General features: G+C 39.8%; 17 protein-coding genes and 2 pseudogenes. 3 read left to right on the plus strand and 16 right to left on the minus strand.

Translation table 11 applies throughout. The features are described from left to right. Positions 1–57: 57 nt before the first annotated feature. Positions 58–672 carry a peptide deformylase gene (gene def, locus SanJ4206_RS08100; protein ID WP_003039413.1) on the plus strand — a complete coding sequence of 205 codons (615 nt, stop codon included), beginning with the start codon at positions 58–60 and terminating at the stop codon, positions 670–672. A gap of 498 nt (positions 673–1,170) precedes the next feature. Here def and SanJ4206_RS08105 read toward each other — a convergent pair whose 3' ends face one another. From SanJ4206_RS08105 to SanJ4206_RS08115, 3 genes are all read right to left on the minus strand, one after another. Beyond that, positions 1,171–1,401: a GlsB/YeaQ/YmgE family stress response membrane protein gene (locus SanJ4206_RS08105; protein ID WP_003039588.1), complete on the minus strand. Its 231-nt coding sequence runs from the start codon at positions 1,399–1,401 to the stop codon at positions 1,171–1,173. Positions 1,402–1,418: 17 nt separating this feature from the next. After that, complete coding sequence (locus tag SanJ4206_RS08110) at positions 1,419–1,616, minus strand: hypothetical protein (RefSeq protein ID WP_003039358.1); 198 nt, start codon at positions 1,614–1,616, stop codon at positions 1,419–1,421. 265 nt (positions 1,617–1,881) lie between these two features. After that, positions 1,882–6,276 carry a PolC-type DNA polymerase III gene (locus tag SanJ4206_RS08115; protein WP_022525311.1) on the minus strand — a complete coding sequence of 1,465 codons (4,395 nt, stop codon included), beginning with the start codon at positions 6,274–6,276 and terminating at the stop codon, positions 1,882–1,884. A 100-nt stretch (positions 6,277–6,376) separates the two neighbouring features. On the opposite strand from SanJ4206_RS08115, the pseudogene SanJ4206_RS08120 reads away from it, so the two are divergent. Next, a pseudogene (locus SanJ4206_RS08120) lies at positions 6,377–6,508 on the plus strand (ISL3 family transposase); the annotation flags it as partial. A 44-nt stretch (positions 6,509–6,552) separates the two neighbouring features. On the opposite strand, the gene SanJ4206_RS08125 reads toward SanJ4206_RS08120, so the two are convergent. The 12 genes and pseudogenes from SanJ4206_RS08125 to SanJ4206_RS08175 all read right to left on the minus strand — a co-directional run bounded on the left by SanJ4206_RS08125 (position 6,553) and on the right by SanJ4206_RS08175 (position 15,225). Next, positions 6,553–7,410 (minus strand): 5'-nucleotidase, lipoprotein e(P4) family, encoded by an 858-nt coding sequence (locus SanJ4206_RS08125; RefSeq protein ID WP_022525313.1) that lies wholly within the window; start codon positions 7,408–7,410, stop codon positions 6,553–6,555. A 212-nt stretch (positions 7,411–7,622) separates the two neighbouring features. Next, a complete protein-coding gene (locus SanJ4206_RS08130) occupies positions 7,623–8,480 on the minus strand; it encodes a DUF6287 domain-containing protein (RefSeq protein ID WP_022525314.1) in 858 nt (285 codons plus the stop codon). 308 nt (positions 8,481–8,788) lie between these two features. Continuing rightward, positions 8,789–9,445 (minus strand): DUF4230 domain-containing protein, encoded by a 657-nt coding sequence (locus SanJ4206_RS08135; RefSeq protein WP_037593447.1) that lies wholly within the window; start codon positions 9,443–9,445, stop codon positions 8,789–8,791. Next, on the minus strand, positions 9,442–9,579 hold the full coding sequence (locus tag SanJ4206_RS09860) for a hypothetical protein (protein WP_187152427.1): 138 nt from the start codon (positions 9,577–9,579) through the stop codon (positions 9,442–9,444). Before SanJ4206_RS09860 ends, SanJ4206_RS08135 begins: the two co-directional genes overlap by 4 nt. Positions 9,580–9,969: 390 nt before the next feature. Further along, positions 9,970–10,161 carry a type 1 periplasmic-binding domain-containing protein gene (locus SanJ4206_RS08140; protein WP_022525316.1) on the minus strand — a complete coding sequence of 64 codons (192 nt, stop codon included), beginning with the start codon at positions 10,159–10,161 and terminating at the stop codon, positions 9,970–9,972. Between the two features lie 57 nt (positions 10,162–10,218). Continuing rightward, entirely contained in the window at positions 10,219–10,902 is a 684-nt protein-coding gene (locus tag SanJ4206_RS08145; protein WP_022525317.1) for a LacI family DNA-binding transcriptional regulator, read from the minus strand. A 24-nt stretch (positions 10,903–10,926) separates the two neighbouring features. Continuing rightward, positions 10,927–11,745 (minus strand): annotated as a pseudogene (locus SanJ4206_RS08150) (HAD family hydrolase). A 192-nt stretch (positions 11,746–11,937) separates the two neighbouring features. After that, positions 11,938–12,411, minus strand: coding sequence for a sigma-70 RNA polymerase sigma factor region 4 domain-containing protein (locus tag SanJ4206_RS08155; protein ID WP_022525320.1), 474 nt, complete (start codon positions 12,409–12,411; stop codon positions 11,938–11,940). 216 nt (positions 12,412–12,627) lie between these two features. Then, complete coding sequence (nusB, locus tag SanJ4206_RS08160) at positions 12,628–13,053, minus strand: transcription antitermination factor NusB (RefSeq protein WP_003037723.1); 426 nt, start codon at positions 13,051–13,053, stop codon at positions 12,628–12,630. Next, positions 13,046–13,435: an Asp23/Gls24 family envelope stress response protein gene (locus tag SanJ4206_RS08165; protein WP_003037725.1), complete on the minus strand. Its 390-nt coding sequence runs from the start codon at positions 13,433–13,435 to the stop codon at positions 13,046–13,048. The genes nusB and SanJ4206_RS08165 overlap by 8 nt, the downstream gene beginning before the upstream one ends. A gap of 109 nt (positions 13,436–13,544) precedes the next feature. Continuing rightward, entirely contained in the window at positions 13,545–14,105 is a 561-nt protein-coding gene (gene efp / locus SanJ4206_RS08170; RefSeq protein WP_003026309.1) for an elongation factor P, read from the minus strand. 58 nt (positions 14,106–14,163) lie between these two features. Beyond that, positions 14,164–15,225: a M24 family metallopeptidase gene (locus tag SanJ4206_RS08175; protein WP_049517623.1), complete on the minus strand. Its 1,062-nt coding sequence runs from the start codon at positions 15,223–15,225 to the stop codon at positions 14,164–14,166. A 147-nt stretch (positions 15,226–15,372) separates the two neighbouring features. Here SanJ4206_RS08175 and SanJ4206_RS08180 point away from each other — a divergent pair, with 147 nt between their 5' ends. Further along, positions 15,373–16,128 carry a hypothetical protein gene (locus tag SanJ4206_RS08180; RefSeq protein ID WP_157622105.1) on the plus strand — a complete coding sequence of 252 codons (756 nt, stop codon included), beginning with the start codon at positions 15,373–15,375 and terminating at the stop codon, positions 16,126–16,128. Between the two features lie 37 nt (positions 16,129–16,165). Here SanJ4206_RS08180 and uvrA read toward each other — a convergent pair whose 3' ends face one another. Continuing rightward, positions 16,166–18,991, minus strand: coding sequence for an excinuclease ABC subunit UvrA (gene uvrA, locus SanJ4206_RS08185; protein WP_004224567.1), 2,826 nt, complete (start codon positions 18,989–18,991; stop codon positions 16,166–16,168). Between the last annotated feature and the right edge of the window lie 64 nt (positions 18,992–19,055).

The raw sequence follows: 19,055 nt of genomic DNA on the forward strand, positions 1-19,055 counted from the left end.
CATATACGAAGAATTTAATTTGGAATGAAAATCCATTTTTAGAACGAAGGAGAAAACATGTCTGTTATTGAAAAATTAACAAAACCAGCTCATTTGATTGATATGAATGACATCATTCGCGAAGGGAATCCAACGCTTCGGGCAGTCGCCAAGGATGTCACCTTTCCACTTACCGAGCAAGAAGTTATCTTGGGTGAAAAAATGCTCCAATTTTTGAGGAATTCACAAGATCCTGTGATGGCTGAAAAAATGGGACTTCGAGGCGGCGTTGGTCTAGCTGCACCTCAGCTAGATCTGTCAAAGCGGATTATTGCCGTATTGGTGCCAAACCTGCCAGATAAAGAGGGCAATCCACCAAAGGAAGCCTATGCTTTGCAAACGGTTATGTACAACGCTAAAGTAGTGGCACATTCTGTTCAAGATGCCGCACTAGCTGAAGGGGAGGGCTGCTTGTCAGTTGACCGCGAAGTGCCTGGTTATGTCGTGCGCCATGCACGCGTCACTGTTGAATATTTTGACAAAGAAGGTGAAAAACACCGTATCAAACTCAAAGGATACAACTCAATCGTGGTTCAACACGAGATTGACCACACCAACGGCATCATGTTCTATGACCGCATCAATGAAAAAGAACCCTTCGCAATCAAAGACGGTATGTTAGTGATTGAATAATAAATAAAAGGGAATCTCTGATATAACAGCATTCCCAATTAAAATTTCTTTATAAAAGCACTATAACTCAAGAATACAAATAAAAAGAACAACTTTGGCTTCTGATAAACAGAAAATCAAGGTTGTTCTTTTTTGTAGTTATCGTGTGAATCTGTCTCAGACTCATGACTTTAGGATGACAAGCAATTTTAACGCAACTGCTATCGCACAAAACAAAGCACCGTTTTGAGGTGGTAAATAGAACTTGTGAAGCAAGTCTCATCTTCATTCGCTTTTGAAACTCCAAAGAGCAATTTTGATGAAAATTTCGTTTTCTGCATTCATTACCTCAACAGTAGGGAAAACTGTTAAGTCACCTTGTGGGGTGAGACTATACGAGACATTTTGCACCGAAGTTTTGAAATAAGATAGCTGAGATTAACATTTTCAAATTTTAATTCCTTTGTGAGCGACTGCACTAGCAATTGTAGGTATCGGTCTCACTCCTATTTTTAGAAGTCAGCTTCCTCTTTCCCAGAAAATAGCTAAAAGAATAATCGCTCCCAACACAGATGGAATAATCGCTGTATCTGACAGATGAGGTCCCCAGTTACCAAATAGCATTTGCCCAAGCCAGGCTCCAAACCAACCTAGTAAAATCTTGCCAATACAGCCCATTCGTTCTCCACGATTGGTGATTGCTGCTGCAATTAGACCAATAATGAAGCCGACAAACATACTCCCAATCATTTAGTTATCCTTCCTGATTATTTTATTATTCTCACTTTTGCACTATTTTTATGCAAACAGCAGCTTTTCTTCTTTTTGGAAGAACAGGCACGACTTGCTAACACAGCCAAACTGACCAACGCCACCGAGGCAAGTACTACTTTTCCAGAAAATTCTAGTGAATAATGAAAATCTCTTAGGGCTTTTTTATCTTCAGCTGAAATCATTAACTTCATAATGTATCCTTTCTATTTGTGTAAATAGCTTACAAAGAACAACCGTAATCTATAAAATTTTGTAAAAAACTTTACAAGTAGTAAAATTTCCACTCTACTTTGACTATTTTAGTAGAACCTTTCAAAAAACAGCCAGCTACTCGCAGGAAGTCATTACCATGAAGCTGCAAAACCAATCATATTTTGCAAACAAACGAGCGAAAATTTTAGTTTAATGGCAGCTGTCTCTGATGAAAGTTTCCCACATTCATCAAAAGAAAAGATCTTAGAATAAATCATCAAAGAGACTGAGCTGATTGTCTTCTGGCATATTGCCTAGAATCCCCATTTCATCCATTTTATCAACTAGAGTAGTGGATAAGCCACCGCGCTTGCGCAACTCGGTTTTTGAAAGAAACTCTCCTTCGGCACGCGCTTTAACCAATTGTTTTGCAACGTTGTCTCCCAAACCATCCATAGCAGAAAATGGAGGAATTAAGCTGTCTCCGTCAATAAGAAATTCTGTCGCATCACTCTTATAAAGATCGAGTTTGCCAAATTTGAAGCCTCTTTCCAGCATTTCATTGACGATTTCTAGAGTTGTATAAAGGTCAATTTCAACATTGGAAGCTTCATTATTTTTGCGTTTTTCAGCGATTTCGTTCATCTTGCGCTTCACTGCATCTAGCCCACTACTCATGACTTTGATGTCAAAGGCTTTGGCACGAATAGAAAAGTAGGCACAGTAGTAATAAATCGGATGATGCACCTTGAAGTAGGCCACCCGCAAGGCCATCATCACATAGGCAGCCGCGTGAGCTTTGGGAAACATGTACTTAATCTTTCCACAAGATTCAATGTACCACTCAGGCACATTATTTTCCTTCATAGCAGCGATATAGCCATTTCTCTCTTCATCAGAAATTTTGAGCCACATGCCTTTCCGCACCCGTTCCATAATGGTAAAGGCCATTTTAGGCTCTAAGCCCTTGTGCATCAGATAGACCATAATGTCATCCCGACAACCGATAACGGTGGACAGGTCAGCAATTCCCTGCTTAATCAAATCTTGTGCATTGCCCAACCATACGTCAGTACCGTGAGACAATCCTGATAATTGAAGCAATTCCGCAAAGGTCGTTGGATGAGTTTCATCCACCATACCCCGCACGAAGTTGGTTCCAAATTCAGGAATCCCCAGCATACCAGTCGGCGTACCTATTTGCTCCTGCGTTACTCCGAGAACATCTGTTCCAGAAAAGAGAGCCATAACTTCTTGGTCATCCATTGGAATTTCATTTGGGTCAATGCCGGATAAATCCTGCAACTTCCGAATCATGGTCGGATCATCATGACCGAGAACGTCGAGTTTTAGGACATTTTCATCAATATCATGGAAATTAAAGTGAGTCGTTTGCCACTCTGCCGTCAAATCATCCGCCGGATACTGAACTGGTGTGAAATCATAGACATCCATATAATTTGGAATAACCACAATTCCTCCAGGGTGCTGTCCAGTCGTCCGTTTGACACCTGCTGCACCTTGCGCCAATCGCTCTACTTCTGCGTCACGGTAAAATTTATTGTAATCCCGCTCATACCCTTTCACAAAACCATAAGCTGTTTTGGCAGCGACTGTACCAACCGTACCAGCACGAAAGGCATATTCCTCACCAAAAATATCTCGGACATCCAAGTGAGCACTCGGTTGATCTTCACCAGAAAAGTTCAAGTCAATATCAGGCACCTTGTCACCATCGAAGCCAAGGAAGGTTTCAAAAGGAATATCCTGTCCATTTTTACTCAACTTATATCCACAATGCGGACAATCTTTATCTGGCATATCAAAGCCTGAACCGTAAGAACCGTCCGTAATAAATTCTGAATACTGGCATTTGCCACAAACATAGTGAGGAGATAAAGGGTTTACCTCAGTAATCCCAATCATGGTCGCCACAAAACTAGAGCCGACCGAACCACGTGAACCCACCAGATAGCCACGCTCATTTGAACGCTGTACCAACATTTGCGAAGCCAGATAAATCACGGCAAATCCATTCCCCAAAATGGAGGATAATTCCCGCTCAATTCGTCGGTCTACAATATCCGGCAGCGGATTTCCATAAATTTCAAAGGCTTTGGCATAAGTCATTTCAGCGACTTTTTCCTCTGATTTGTCAATAAATGGCGTATAGAGGTCACCTTTCACCACTTCAATTGGTTCAAAGGTTGCTGCCAATTGATTTGGATTGTCAATAACCACTTTGTGAGCTAATTCATCACCTAAGAAGGCAAATTCATCCAGCATTTCATTGGTTGTGCGGAAATGCGCTTTTGGAAGTGGTGCTGGTTGAGCATTTTCGCCATGCCCAATGGTACGGTTAATCATCGCTCCTTGCCCTAGACTGCGGACGATAATTTCTCGATAAATTTCTTCTTCAGGCTCGATATAATGCACATCACCTGTAGCAAGAACAGGCTTGTCTAATCGATTTCCCACTTCAATCAAATTCTTAATAATGGTATGAAGCTCTTCGATATCCTTGACCTGCTCTTTAGCAATCAACGGTGCATAAATTGCTGGCGGCATGATTTCAATAAAATCGTAGTATTTCGCAACTTCCACTGCAGCATCGACGCCTTGCGAAACAACCGCGTCAAACACTTCTCCTTCTGAACAGGCTGTTCCTAAAATCAAGCCTTCTCGGTGCGCATCCAAAACTGTTCGTGGAATCCGCGGCACGCCCTCAAAATACTTTGTATTAGACAAACTGACTAATTTAAAAATATTCTTCAAACCCGTTTGATTTTTTACATAAATCGTAGCATGTTTGACTCGCGCTTTTTTATAGGAGTTTTCATCCACCAAATCTGTGTTTAGCTTTTGAAGATTGGTGACACCTCGTTTTTCTGCCGCATCGTTAATGAAAATAAAGAGCAGGCGTCCTGTCGCTTCCGCGTCATAATTAGCCATGTGATGATGATCAAGCGATACTTGAAAACGCTTAGTCAATGGTCCCAAACCGTGGCGCTTGTATTCTGGGTAGAGATTACGGGCAAACTCCAAGGTATCAATGACTGGTTGCGTGATCTGTGGCAACCCATGCCGTTCATAATTGACATTCATAAATCCCACGTCAAAAGTAGCATTGTGGGCAACAAGTACCGTATCTTGACAGAAGTCTTGAAATTCTTGCAAGACCTGCTCGAGTGGCTTCGCATTTTTGACATGCTCGTCTGTAATCCCCGTCAAATCTGTCGTAAAAGCACTCAAAGGATGACCTGGATTGATAAACTCGTCAAACTCAGCAATGACATTCCCCTTGTACATCTTACTTGCCGCTACTTGGATCAAGTCATTGTAAATAGCAGACAAACCGGTAGTTTCCACGTCAAAGACAACATAAGTGGCTTCCTTGAGTTCCATATCCACTTCGTTATAGGTAATAGGAACTCGGTCTTCCACGATATTAGCTTCCATGCCATAAATCAGCTGAATACCAGCTTTTTTAGCAGCTTTATAGCCATGCGGAAAGCTCTGTACATTGCCGTGGTCAGTAATCGCAACTGCCTTATGTCCCCACTTAGCGGCTGTCGCAATCAATTCCTCCACTTCTGGAAGAGCATCCATGGTTGACATGTTGGTGTGCGCGTGGAATTCAACCCGTTTCTCACCTTCTGGCATCAAGTCTTTCCGCTCATAATGTGTCACTTCTTGCACATCTTGGACATTCATGGTCAAGTCATGCGTGAAGTTATTCATTTCAATATTGCCACGCACACGCAACCAAGAATTTTTCCTAATGATGTCAAATTTTTTGGCTTCTTCTTCGTTTTTAAACCACTTCTGAAGGGCAAAACTAGAAGTATAATCAGTCATCTTAAAGTTAATCAGCACACGCCCTGTGCGGGTAACTTTTTGCTCAAGATCAAAGACCATACCTTCAAAGACAATGCGATTTTCCTCGGTCTGGATGTCAATCATCTGCGTAATCTCTGCCTTGTCCAGCTTTGGTCGAGCAGCCGCTTTTCGTGCTTGAAAATCAGAGTAGCTTGGTTTTTCCTCAGCTGGTGGTGGTGCCATTTGTTGCAGCGCTTCGACAGCTTTGAGAGCTTCATCATTAGCCGCTTGCACAATCTTTTCTTTTTCAGCTTGGAAAGTCTCGACTTGTTTCTGAGTCAAGGCATCACTTGCTTTGACCTGACAGTGAAAATGCGGAAAGCCAAACTTCACCAATTGCTTGCCTAAATTTGGCAAATGGATTTTCCGAAAATGCTCCGTATCAATACTGGAGGGGCCCTCAATCCAGAGCTGATCGCCGTCCGCGTGTACCTTTAACTGTTGGTACATACTACGAAAGCCCTGACTGGCGCAAGGTCCTTCTGTAAAAGCCTCTTTGTAATAAGCCTGCAACAGCTCCTCTGTAAAATCTTGATTGGCAGCCTTAATTTCAAAAATAGCTTGGTTGCCCGTCTTAGAAAATTCTTCATTTAAACGTTTTTTTAATTCTTGAAACAACTCAATGGGTAAAATTTCTCCAAAAGCAAACTGAAATTCCCAGACATGACTGACGGTATGCACTAAAACTTGCTCAATTTCTGCATGTAAAAAGGCACTTGATTGTCTCATATCAAGTGGCATATTGATTTGATTCATTAAAATTTCAAACGTAGATGACATCTTTTTTCCTCGTATTGTAATGAAACTATTTTACCATAAAACAAATGAATTTTCGATTAAAAAATAGATAAGGAATATCCCCTCATTGTTTTTAATATAAACCAATCATCTCATCAAGGACGTCAAATGCTAAGCTTTTGGTTTCCGGAACTTTGACAATTTTAAAACGAAAATTCTCATCGCTTTGAACATCAAAAAAGAGAGAACCAATCTGATTCTCTCTCGTACTTAGCGATAGGTTACCCACTACAGTTGACATTGAGTCTGTTTTCCTTTTTATTTTTTATATCCTTCTAATGCTTTTTGGCGTTCTTCAGTTTGGCCTTTCGCATCTAATTTTTTACCTTTATAAACGGTGCTTTCCCATGAACCGTACATTGGATTTGGGAAGATGATGAACTTTTCACCGAATTCGTTCTTTAATTCTTCTAATTTCTTACTACGTTCTTCTGCTGATGTTTTTGAGAAATCTGCAAAGTCAACGAGGTTATCACCTAAAAGCATGACCAAATTCGTCGTTTCTTGTACTTTCTGACGGCGACCTTCTTTTGATTTCACACCTTTTTCTAAAAACATCAAATGATCTTTCCCTTGTACTGGAATACCTTCCTTTTCCAAATTCTTAATTGTCGCGTCTACCTGGCTCGCATCACGGTCAGAAACATAGTAAATTTGAACACCGTTTTGATGTGCATATTGGAGAAATTCTTTGGCACCAGGAACAGCTTTAGCTGAAGCTTTCTGTACCCAAGCATCCCAATTTTTAGGATTAAAGGCCGTACCGTCTTTGACATTTTGAACTTGATAAGGACTGTTGTCTAATACCGTTTCATCTAAGTCAAGAACGATTGAGTAAGGCTTATCTGTCGGTTTTTGCAACAATTCTTTCAAACGATTCGTCGCAACATTATAACCTTGCAGGTACAACGCTTTAGCTTCATCTGACTTTTGATACCAAAGAGTGGACATGGTGTTTTCCCTTGACCGCAATTGATCATAAGTCATCGTAACTTTATTGTCAGATGTGTTGCTTTGCGTAGCCTTATTATCAGTTGCTTTTGTCCCACAACTGGTCAATAAAATAACCGAAGCAAGAGCTGAAAAAATTGTGATTGTGGCTTTAGATGATTTCATAAAACCAATCCTCCTAATATTAATCTGTCAAAATTATAGCGCTTTCATATTAATTTTGCAAATTATCTGACCAAATGTAGGAGAAAAGTAGATTCGCAAAAAATGGTGAACTGTTGGAAAACTAGAATCCCTATACCACTTATTGTTGATTACAAGTCAAGAGCTTTTCATTATCTTTTCTTCAAGAAAGAAAAATAACTTAGTATTTATCCTTATTGCCTATAATAATACTGATCAGCAGGTTCATTTCCGATATTTTGACCGAGCAACAATCTTGGTCTGCTGGTATCAGATTTATCACCATACGGATTTTTAAAACCAATTTTAAATAAGGCAATCAGAGCCCCTGTATTACCCCATCGTATATTGAGTGTTGGAAACTTGGAAGTGGAGATTAAATTGGGAGAGATATTCTCATTTCTGTTCGTTTTTCCGTCTGAGCTTATAGTTATTTCTCTGCCTTCCTCATTCTTCCAGTATCCTGCCAAAGTCCTATAATCACCTTTCATAATGGCTGCAATATCTAAATCTTGTTGATTAGGGGGCTCTTTTTTACCCTCCTTGCTTGACTCAAAGAAATCCTTTTGATTTGCAAAAGCCATTTCGTGATTTGGGTTTCCATCAGACATAGTGATGGTAATCAGATGATTCTTTTTTGCTTTATATTTGAAAATACGTATCGTTATTGTAAAATCTGTATTTCCATCTGACTTTTTCATTTTATCCGTTGCAACTAAAGCATCCCCTTCCGTTTTCCACTCTGTCGTAAATTGTCCTGAAACAGCACCATCAGGAGTCTGGTAGCCAATCGTCCATTGCTTACCATTCTGCTTACCATTCCTATCAAGTCGGGCTTTATCACCTGTATTGGCCATATAATCCCCTGTGATGTTAACTTGATTGTCAGAACTAGCCGACAGCGAAGATGTTGTAAATGATGCCACTTGTTTTTCATTAGGAGTGCCATCTGTCCTAGAATGAACAAGAAAATAGACTATGCTCCCTAAAACCAGTAGCAATACTGTACAGATCATAAATAAAAATTTATGTTTATCCCATTGATGATTCATTTAGCATGCCTCCAATAAAATATGTTATACCTAATATACCGTAATTATGCAACAAAGTAAAATAAAATAGTAAATATTAAACCTTCTAATACTTAACTTATCCCCTAGACGCCGTCATTCTAGTCAGTGTTAAGAAGACTGTTTATTCTAAAGAGATCGGACAAAAACGCCATTTTGGGGCATAAATAGATAACCAACGACACTATAAAAGGCTTAAAATCAAGGTTTATTTAAACCAGATTCTAAGCCTTTTTTGCTTTCATACTAATCTTCGCCCAGCCATTAAAACTCATTTTCTTACTATCCATTCACCCATTCACGTTTTTAAATGTGACTTTAGCTTCTGGATCAATACTCCTCACAATATTTGTATAGTAATGTTCTGCTGACTCTGTGATAATTTTTTTATACTGCTTGATATACCCTTCTTGCTCCTTACTACTAAGCCCTCTGGATACATATTCTCCCGTATCAATATTTTCGGTTGCTCCACTCAACAGCTGTCCTCTTGTATCATATAGTTTATATCGATATTTTGGATTATCTGGAACCTCTACTCCTATCACTTTATATTTAGGAATAGTTAATTCATACTGATGTTCCGCAAGCTTTCTAACCTTCACTGCTTCCTTAATCCCGAATTTAGCATTATAATTAAGAATAATAATAGCCTTCTTTATAGACAGTGGAATGCTGATATTAGTTCCAGGTATTTTCTTATCTTTCTCAATCGTTTCAACCCTTTGAATTCCGACATTTAAAAAGACACTTTCGTTGACTTTCTCTAGATGCGTGATTTGAGTGTAAATCTGACTCCGCTCATCTGAAGCATTTTTCCCTTGGAAATACCCAATAATATTATAAGTTTTTGCGACGACAAAAAAAGTAGCAAGAACGGCTAACACAATCCAAACGTAAATCTTAGCTCCTAAAACTTTTTTTATGAAATTCTTCACTATTTTTATATTCTATTTCTCCGAATCAAAAATGCTATCCCTAGACTCATCACAGCGATAAAAGCTGCTATATAAGGATTCAGCGGAAAAAGAATGACAATCAAAAGCAACAAAACAAATGGTACAATTTTTCCTATTTTCATAATATAATTAAAACCTCTCCAGTACAAATTATATATATAATTTGTCAAGTAATTTCATGCATTTTTATATCAAAAATCCTCCTAACAGAATTCTGTATTCTGCCAGGGGGAATTGCTATAGAATACAATCAAGAAACTTTTTAAGGATTCGTTTTTTATCTCTTAAATTTAATTTCGCTAAACACATCCTTTCGTAGCTTCTAAAATCCAGTTTATGCCTGTCATTCTGAATTCGTGATATCAGCCGTTTCTAGGCTTAGATCAAACACAACATTCCTACATCAAAGTTATCAGGATTGACTTCACTCTAATGAGACTTTGCATCACCTCAAATAAAAAACGATACAAGTTAGACTACAAACAATATCTTTTTGCAAAACTACAGAATTTTCACCGTTCTATAAATTCCGATTTGAGCACAATGGTTTTTTTCTCTTCAGATAAAACCTGCTTGAAACTTTCCTGACCCAGCTGATAGGATTTGTTGTCTATGGTAGAGAGACCCAAGAGACGTCCGGCCAGCATATTTTCTTGCCCCATGATGAAAGGGAGCTGTTTCCCAGCTTCTTCGTAAGCCCGCATAAATCCAGCTGCTATGTCGTCCCCATTTGAAAAAATACAGTCTATCTCTGGGTGTTTTCACAATTCAGAAGCTTTCTGATAAGCGTCTTCTTCTATAGCAACCCCTTCGATAATCACCGGAGTATGCTCCAATCCATAGACCTCATCATAAGCGTCTTTGACCATCCGATAGGTAGAACTGCGCTTGTCTTTACGAGTGAAAATAAGGGATAAATGTTGATAATCCAGTTCTTTCAACCAGCGAAAAGCTTCTCTGCAAGCTGGTTTGCGATCCACATAGACACTACTCAGTTGAGAATGGTTTACCTTTTCTAAGCAGACAATATTTCCGTACTTAGCATAGGAAGCAATGGTTTCCAAATCTATGCTTCGTGAGGTGAAAATCAAATGATCAAAAGCCTGACCTCGCAATTGTTCCAGGTACTGAATCTCTAGTTCTTTGTCATACTGAGACGGCAAAAGCAGCAAATTATAGGCACTTCTCTGCGCTTGATCCAACATACCGTTGATGAGCTTGGTAAAATAAGTGTGACGCACATGAGGAATGACTACACCCACTTTATAAGTATTGCCCAAACTCAGTTCTTTTGCGACTAGATTTGGAGTATAGTCCAGTTCTCTGACAATTTGCAGGATTTTCTCCCGTGCCTCGTCTGATACATATGGGTGATTGTTAAGCACGCGCGACACACTGGACACCGAATAGCCACTCAACTTCGCTATTTCTCGAATATTGGTCATCGAGTTCCTTTCTGATTTTCAAGATTAACTGACGAGATACCTGTGAATTCCGTAACTAACTCCGTCCTCATCGTTACTTTTGGTAATTTTAAAAGCATGTGCCTTCACATCCTTAAAGGCATTGGCCATAACAATCGGAAAACCAACCATTTCTAGCATGGGAATATCATTGTGACCGTCACCAAAGGCAGCTGTTTCTTCTTTTTTTAGATTTTCTTTCCGGCTAATGTAATCAATCCCTGATGATTTTCGAGCTTCTTTGCTGGTGATTTCTAAATAAAATCGACCAGAACGCAGAATTGTAACACTAGTTAGTCCTAGACTATTCAGATAAGCCTGCAAATCTTGCATTTCTTCCTCTTCAAAGCTAATCATCATGATTTTAAAAAGATTATCACAAGCTGAAAGAAAACAATCTTCATCATGAACTTGGGTCGGTGCCTGATGAGTCAAGTCGTATTCGTAACGAATTCCTTCATCTATTGTATCACAATACCAATGATTCAAGTCATAATAACTGAGACTGACCTGTGGAAAATGCTACCGCACAGCCTGTAAAATCGTTGCCGCGGTCTGCTTGAAAACAATCTTGGTGTGCAGCGGATGAATTTGATGATTGACAACCTCATAAATTAAACCACCATTAAAGCCCACTTGCGAACCTTGCAAACCCAACAATTCAATAGCCTCACGCATCTCCATTGGCGCACGCGCAGAGACCAGCGTAATCGGAATGGCTGCTCTGCGAATGCATCTGGCATTCCTTTCGGAAACTTGCCCCTTTGAATTTAAAAGCGTCCCATCCATATCAGTAAAAATACGTTTAATCGTTCTTGTTTGCATGATTTTTCTCTCCTTTTCTTTATGGATTTGCGCTCCACTCCAAGTTCAAATCTTATTTCTTCGCTAGCTTGACTTCATTGTACAATCTGGAACGCGTTTCATGTCAAGAGGAAAATGAAAAAAAGTGAATTAAATCTTCTAGAGGTAGCAAAATGAAAATGACCTTTAAAAAGGGAAAAGTTCTGACTTAGTTTAATCACTATAGTCTTTTAAGTAGGCTCTTAATTCTCGAATCATAGCTTGGCGACCTTTGAACCGTTCATCAGCTAGTAAGCGCTCGTACTGCTCTTGTTTCTCTAGGCTCAGTTGAGCTTGATAGCTCTTTAGCTGGTCTCGGAGAATCACCAATTCATCCAAATACAGTTCTTTTAGACTGAGCTTGTGACCAATCTCGCTCACTTCTTCATAAGCTTGACGATCAAGTTTGCGTTTTTGGCTTTCCTGTTTACGGAGGATGTCCAGGATATGATTGCGGAACTTGGTCTTATAGTAAACATAGAGCTGACTTTCTGACTCTACCAGCTGCGGATAGCGACTCACCAACTGATAGAGCACCAACATGCCCTCTTGTTCCCAATCGCTTAATTCCCACAGGTGGACATAATATTCCCTCCGACACTTCAGCACAATTCCTCTCACCTTGGCATATAACTCCTTGAACTCCATTTCCTTCTCCTTCCTTTTACTTACCTTTTAAGGATAACATGAAGGAGAACCCTTTGGTTTTCTTCTATCTATTTTTTATCTTATTGCATCTCTTCTGGGTCTAGTGAGCAGCATCCCTGTCACTTCAGAGGTTTTCTGAAGCTGTTTAGCGGATAAAATTGAAAAAGAGAGAACGAAGTTCGTCCTCTCAATCCTGTATTCATTTCTTCTTAAAATTTATTCTATAACAAATTTACTTAAAATACCATTGATAAACTTGCTCGATTTTTCATCTGAGAATTTTTTAGATAGCTCAATTGCTTCATTGATTGCGACTAGTTGAGGTGTATCAAACTCTGTCATCTCAAACAATCCCAAGCGAAGAATATTTTTTTCTATCAATGTAAGACGTTCCAAAGTCCAACCTTCTTTTAGGTACTGGCTAAGCTTGTCATCCAACTCGTTTTTAGACTGTTCAACACCCGTGACGAGGTTCAATAAAAAGGCTGGAATTTCCACATCAGAATCGTTTGTCATATCTTTATCATAGAGATATGCAAAACGACACGCTTCTACAATATCTTTTTCATATTCCAAACTCATTAATGCTTGAAATGCACGTTCACGTAGTTCTCTTCTTGCTTCCAGTTGTACATCAGTCATTGAGGAAATCCTCATCGAACAAATCTTTTAAATCTGGTTTTGGTGTTTTTTCAGGCACAATACCCGCTACATGGATGTTCACTGCGGATAATTCAACTTCTGCCATATCAGAAACAGCACTTTTAACGGCTTTTTGAATAGCAACAGCTACTGCTGGCACCCCTACACCGTATTCTAAGTATAAATAAATGTCAACAGTTACTTCGCCATCACTGGCGGTATGAAGATAGACGCCACGTCCTAAAGAACGTTTTGCAAGACTGTCAGACATGCTTTTATTTGCGAAAGAGTAAACACCGTCCACTTTAGCCGTTGCAATGGCAATAATTTTTTCTAAGACACGCGGTGCGATAACGATTTCGCCTAATTGTTCAGTTGCCATAACTTGTCCTTTCTTAAGACACAAAGACATTCAAGGAGTCTGTTCAATATTTGTCAGGCTCTCAGTCTGAATTTGATAGTAATTAAGAACTTCTAGTTCTCAACATAAATTATGCACGAGAAACGTAAGTTCCTTCTTGCGTATTGATAATCAATTTTTGTCCAACTTCGATAAAGTCCGGTACGTTGACCACAAGACCTGTTTCAAGAGTAGCTGGCTTACCAGAACCTGTCACCGTTGCTCCTTTAATAGAAGGTTGTGTATCTGTTACGACTAATTCTACAGTCGTTGGAACTGTAACACCGATAACTTCGCTTCCGTAAAATTGAATTTTCACTTCTGAATTTTCAAGAATAAATTTCAATTCTTGCTCTACATTCGCTACTGGGATTTCATATTGCTCAAATGACTCTGTATCCATGAAATAAGCTGTGTCATCCATTTGGTATAAGTATTGTGCTGGGCGCGTTTCAATAATTGCTTGTTCAAATTTTTCTTCAGGACGGTAAGTTGTGTCAAAAGTCGAACCTGTGCGTACATCCCGTAATTTCATACGCATAACAGTATTCCCTTTACCTGGTTTATGGTGGCTTGCTTCAAGGACACGAATCAATTTTCCGTCCGTTGTTTCAAACGTCATACCAGCTTTCAGCTTACTTGCTTCAATCATTATTATTACCTCTTTTAAAATAGATTTCTCTTTATTTTATCATAAACATTGACAATTCTCAAATAACAATTAACTCTTTTGGCGCAAGCGTTAAAAGCTCACAACCTGTGTCTGTGATGAGAATGTCATCTTCGATCCGCACACCGTATTTTCCGTCCAAATAAATACCTGGCTCATCTGTTAAGACCATACCTGCTTCAATCGGCTCAGAGGATTTCCCAAAATAAGGAATCTCATGAATATCAAGACCAATCCCATGCCCAATCCCGTGTGTGAAATATTGTCCGTAACCTGCATCGTTAATCACTTTGCGCGGTACTTGATCAAACTCAATGCGACTCATACCAGCTTTCGCCGCTTCAATCAGAGCTTGGTTGCTCCGTAATACAATATCGTAAATCTCGCGCTCCTCATCCGTCACATGACCAACATGAATAGTTCGCGTCATATCGCTAACATAGTGATTATAATAACAACCAAAATCCATTGTCAAGGTTTCACCTGTTTGGATGACCTTCTCGCTAGCTACTCCATGCGGCATAGCAGAGCGATAACCTGATGCAATAATAAAGTCAAAAGAGGCTCCTGACGCGCCAAGCTGCCGCATGCGAGCATCTAAAAAGTTCATGACTTGTAGCTCCGTTGTTTGCCCCGGCTTGATAAAATCCAAGACATCTAGAAAGGCTTGGTCAGAAATTTGACAAGCTTTTCGAATCGTGGCAATTTCTCCTTCATCTTTGATCATGCGTAGATTTTCAATGAAAGCAGTCATTGCTGTCAGCTTATAATCTGAAAAAAGTTCTTCGAGAGTTTTGAAATAATGATAAGAAATTTCGTCATCAAATCCAATAGTTTCTATTTTATCATTTGCAATGATCTTCGCAATTTCTGACAAAGCATCACGTGTTTCGACAATATCAAAACCTTTTACCACACCTTTGGCAATCAAGGTATAGCGTGAGTCGGTCAGAAAAATTCGGCGATTCTTGCTGATAAAAACAGTTGCTTCAGTTCCGCTAAAACTCGTCAGATAATAGATATTTTTAAGATTGGTCACAAGGACAGCATCACAATCCGTTTGCGCAAGTGCTGCTTCTAATTTATTTACTCTTGATAACATAAAAATTCCTCCGTAAAATGATTCAATTTATTATAGCAAAAAAATACCGAAAATAATACAATCTATATAGTTAGGATTAGATGAAATTGACATTTGAAAGCGCTAAATGTATAATTTTCGTTAAACAAGAAAGAATGAGGTAACGATATGAATAAAACTGAATTACTGTTACAAAGACTAGATGAGATTGGTCAGTCTCTAAAAGATTCGAAACAAGCACTAGCTTTGCTGGCACTTGGTTCTTGCGGAACAGAAAGAGAACGATTAGATCAATACTCAGATTTAGACTTCTTTGTTATTGTAAAAGATGGCTACAAGCAGACCTATATCCAAGACCTAACCTGGTTAAGTAAGCTAGAACCAATTGCATTTCACTACCAAAATACAGTGGACGGACATAAAGTTCTATTTGAAGATGATGTTTTTTGTGAATTTGCTGTCTTTGAAGCTCATGAACTAGTAAACATTCCCTTCGCTGAAGGCAAGATTATCTGGAAGGAGGTTGGTTTTGATGAAACAATCTGTCAGCCACAAAGACTGCCATCAAAAGAAAACAGAGACCGTGAATGGCTGTTGGGAGAAATTTCATGTAATCTATATTTAGGGCTAGGTCGCTATCAGCGAGGCGAAAAATTAGCTACTTATGATTTCATCCAAAACAGATCCGTCAAGCTTTGGACTGAACTAATCAGTTTGGAAACAACTTCTAGATCTAATTTTATAGATATCTTTAATACCAACAAACGATTTGAAGAAGGTTATCCCAAGGAAGCCAAGCAATTGCCTCACTTTTTGCAAGGTTACGAACGCATTTCTGAGTCTGCTCAAGCACTCCTAGAATATCTGGATAAACACTATCCTCTTAACCCATTTATAAAAGAAAAAATTCGTAATTTATTATAAAAAAGACTCTGCCTAAAAAAGCAGAGTCTTTTAAATCTTATTTTAACTTTCCTTTTAGATACTGGCCAGTATAGCTAGCAGAGTTTGCAGCTACTTCTTCCGGTGTACCAGTAGCAATAATAGTACCTCCGCCAATACCACCTTCTGGTCCAAGGTCAATAATGTGGTCTGCCATTTTAATCACGTCTAAATTATGTTCGATGACAAGAACCGTGTTGCCATCATCTACAAAACGTGATAGCACTTGGAGAAGTTTCGCAATATCCTCCGCGTGCAGACCTGTAGTTGGTTCATCCAGAATATAGAAAGACTTACCTGTTGAGCGCTTGTGAAGTTCGCTGGCTAGTTTCATCCGCTGAGCCTCCCCACCAGACAGAGTTGTGGCAGGTTGTCCTAACGTTACATATCCTAGTCCTACGTCTTTGATGGTCTGAAGTTTCCGCTCAATTTTAGGAATATGCTTAAAAAATTCGACTGCATCATTAACTGTCATATCCAAAACTTGAGTAATGTTTTTCTCCTTGTAGTGCACTTCCAAGGTTTCACTATTGTACCGTGTTCCATGACAAACCTCACAAGGGACATAAACATCTGGTAAAAAGTGCATCTCAATCTTGATAATCCCATCCCCAGAGCAGGCCTCACAACGTCCACCCTTGACATTGAAACTAAAGCGCCCCTTTTTATAACCGCGAATTTTGGCTTCATTGGTCTTGGCAAAAAGGTCACGAATATCATCAAAAACCCCAGTATAAGTAGCAGGATTGGAGCGAGGAGTCCGTCCAATCGGGCTTTGGTCAATATCAATCAAACGATCGATATGCTCAATGCCTGAAATCTTTTTAAATTTCCCTGGTTTATCTGAATTTCGATTGAGCTTTTGCGCAATCGCCTTTTTCAAAATCGAATTAACCAGAGTAGACTTTCCGGAACCAGAAACCCCCGTCACAGCAATGAATTTTCCTAGAGGGAAACGAGCTGTGATATTTTGCAAATTGTGCTCTTGCGCACCTGTGATTTCAATAAAGCGCCCATTTCCAACTCGGCGTTCTAGCGGAACTTCAATCTTGCGTTTACCTGACAAGTATTGACCTGTAATGGATTTTTTGTTTTTCGCAACTTGATCAGGCGTGCCTGCCGCAACAATTTCGCCACCGAAAACACCTGCTCCAGGTCCAACATCAATCAACCAATCAGCTTCACGCATGGTGTCCTCATCATGTTCAACCACAATGAGGGTATTACCCAAATCACGCATTTTTTTGAGACTGGCAATCAAGCGATTGTTATCCCGCTGATGAAGACCGATAGAAGGCTCATCTAAGATATAAAGAACACCGCTGAGATTAGAGCCGATTTGAGTCGCCAAGCGGATCCGCTGACTCTCCCCACCCGACAATGTTCCCGCAGACCGAGACAGAGTTAGATAATTAAGTCCGACATTATGAAGAAAAGTCAAGCGATCGCGGATTTCTTTGATAATCGGTGTTGCAATGGCCACTTCATTTTCAGTCAAAGTCAGATGAGAAAGTAATTCTAAATGATCTGCAATAGACAAATCAGATACTTGGCCAATATTAAGACCACCTTCACCCCCCACTTTAACAGACAAGGCTTGTGGATTCAGTCGATAACCATGGCAGCTTGCACACGTCAGCTCATTCATATAAAGCCGCATCTGGGTACGGGTGAAATCACTATTGGTCTCATGGTAGCGACGGTTGATATTGGTCACGACGCCTTCAAAAGGAATGTCAATATCTCGCACACCACCAAATTCATTTTCATAATGGAAATGAAATTCTCGCCCTTCAGAGCCAAAGAAAATCAGCTGCCGCTCGTCTTCTGTCAGTTCCTCAAATGGCTTATCCATATCAATACCAAATTCGGTCATTGCCTGCTCTAGCATTTGAGGATAGTAATTTGAAGAAATAGGATTCCACGGAGCTAAGGCGCCTTCCCGCAAGGTTTTACTACTGTCAGGAACCACCATATCCAAGTCCACTTCCAACTTCACACCCAGACCGTCACAATCAGGACAAGAGCCGAATGGTGCATTAAAAGAAAAGAGGCGAGGCTCCAACTCAGGTACCGTAAAGCCACAGACTGGACAAGCATAATGCTCGGAAAAGAGTAATTCCTTGCCATTCATCGTATCGATCACCACGTAACCGTCCGCAATTCTTAAGGCTGCTTCAATCGAATCAAACAACCGACTGCGTACACCGTCCTTAATAACAATTCGGTCCACCACTACTTCGATATCGTGTTTTTTCGTTTTAGAAAGCTCTGGAACTTCTGTGACATCATAAATATCTCCGTCCGCGCGCACACGCACGTATCCGTCTTTTTGAATTTTCTCAAAAATTGTCTTGTGTTGCCCTTTTTTCTTGCGAACAATGGGTGCTAGGATTTGCAACCGCTGACGCTCTGGCAATTCCAAAACTTGATTGACGATTTGTTCCACAGAAGAAGCAGTAATAGCTCCATGCCCATTGATACAGTAAGGAGTACCCACACGTGCATAGAGCAAACGAAGGTAATCGTTGATTTCTGTTGCTGTTCCAACCGTTGACCGCGGATTCTTGCTGGTCGTTTTTTGGTCAATAGAAATAGCTGGACTAAGTCCGTCAATTGAATCCACGTCTGGTTTTTCCATATTGCCCAAAAATTGGCGGGCATAGGCAGACAAACTTTCTACATAGCGACGTTGCCCCTCTGCATAGAGAGTGTCAAAAGCTAAGCTAGATTTGCCTGAACCAGACAAACCAGTCACGACAACCAACTTGTCTCGCGGAATTGTGACATCAATATTTTTTAAATTATGAGCTCGTGCTCCATGAATGATAATTTTATCCTGCATTCTTACCACACTTTATTTTAAACTTCTTTTTATTATAACAAAATTTTCTACAATCTTTTACCCA

This window comes from Streptococcus anginosus, assembly GCF_001697145.1.
Taxonomy (GTDB): domain Bacteria; phylum Bacillota; class Bacilli; order Lactobacillales; family Streptococcaceae; genus Streptococcus; species Streptococcus hominis.

Coding starts and splice junctions, on each gene's coding strand:
- nusB (WP_003037723.1), bottom strand. CDS start 13,053: ATGACTGATGTACAACTGGAAGCAAGAAGAGAACTACGTGAACGTGCA.
- SanJ4206_RS08140 (WP_022525316.1), bottom strand. CDS start 10,161: ATGCGGGCTTACGAAGAAGCTGGGAAACAGCTCCCTTTCATCATGGGG.
- SanJ4206_RS08130 (WP_022525314.1), bottom strand. CDS start 8,480: ATGAATCATCAATGGGATAAACATAAATTTTTATTTATGATCTGTACA.
- SanJ4206_RS08105 (WP_003039588.1), bottom strand. CDS start 1,401: ATGATTGGGAGTATGTTTGTCGGCTTCATTATTGGTCTAATTGCAGCA.
- SanJ4206_RS08145 (WP_022525317.1), bottom strand. CDS start 10,902: ATGACCAATATTCGAGAAATAGCGAAGTTGAGTGGCTATTCGGTGTCC.
- SanJ4206_RS09860 (WP_187152427.1), bottom strand. CDS start 9,579: ATGAAAATAGGAAAAATTGTACCATTTGTTTTGTTGCTTTTGATTGTC.
- efp (WP_003026309.1), bottom strand. CDS start 14,105: ATGATTGAAGCAAGTAAGCTGAAAGCTGGTATGACGTTTGAAACAACG.
- SanJ4206_RS08115 (WP_022525311.1), bottom strand. CDS start 6,276: ATGTCATCTACGTTTGAAATTTTAATGAATCAAATCAATATGCCACTT.
- SanJ4206_RS08125 (WP_022525313.1), bottom strand. CDS start 7,410: ATGAAATCATCTAAAGCCACAATCACAATTTTTTCAGCTCTTGCTTCG.
- SanJ4206_RS08110 (WP_003039358.1), bottom strand. CDS start 1,616: ATGAAGTTAATGATTTCAGCTGAAGATAAAAAAGCCCTAAGAGATTTT.
- SanJ4206_RS08175 (WP_049517623.1), bottom strand. CDS start 15,225: ATGTTATCAAGAGTAAATAAATTAGAAGCAGCACTTGCGCAAACGGAT.
- uvrA (WP_004224567.1), bottom strand. CDS start 18,991: ATGCAGGATAAAATTATCATTCATGGAGCACGAGCTCATAATTTAAAA.
- def (WP_003039413.1), top strand. CDS start 58: ATGTCTGTTATTGAAAAATTAACAAAACCAGCTCATTTGATTGATATG.
- SanJ4206_RS08180 (WP_157622105.1), top strand. CDS start 15,373: ATGAATAAAACTGAATTACTGTTACAAAGACTAGATGAGATTGGTCAG.
- SanJ4206_RS08155 (WP_022525320.1), bottom strand. CDS start 12,411: ATGGAGTTCAAGGAGTTATATGCCAAGGTGAGAGGAATTGTGCTGAAG.
- SanJ4206_RS08165 (WP_003037725.1), bottom strand. CDS start 13,435: ATGGCAACTGAACAATTAGGCGAAATCGTTATCGCACCGCGTGTCTTA.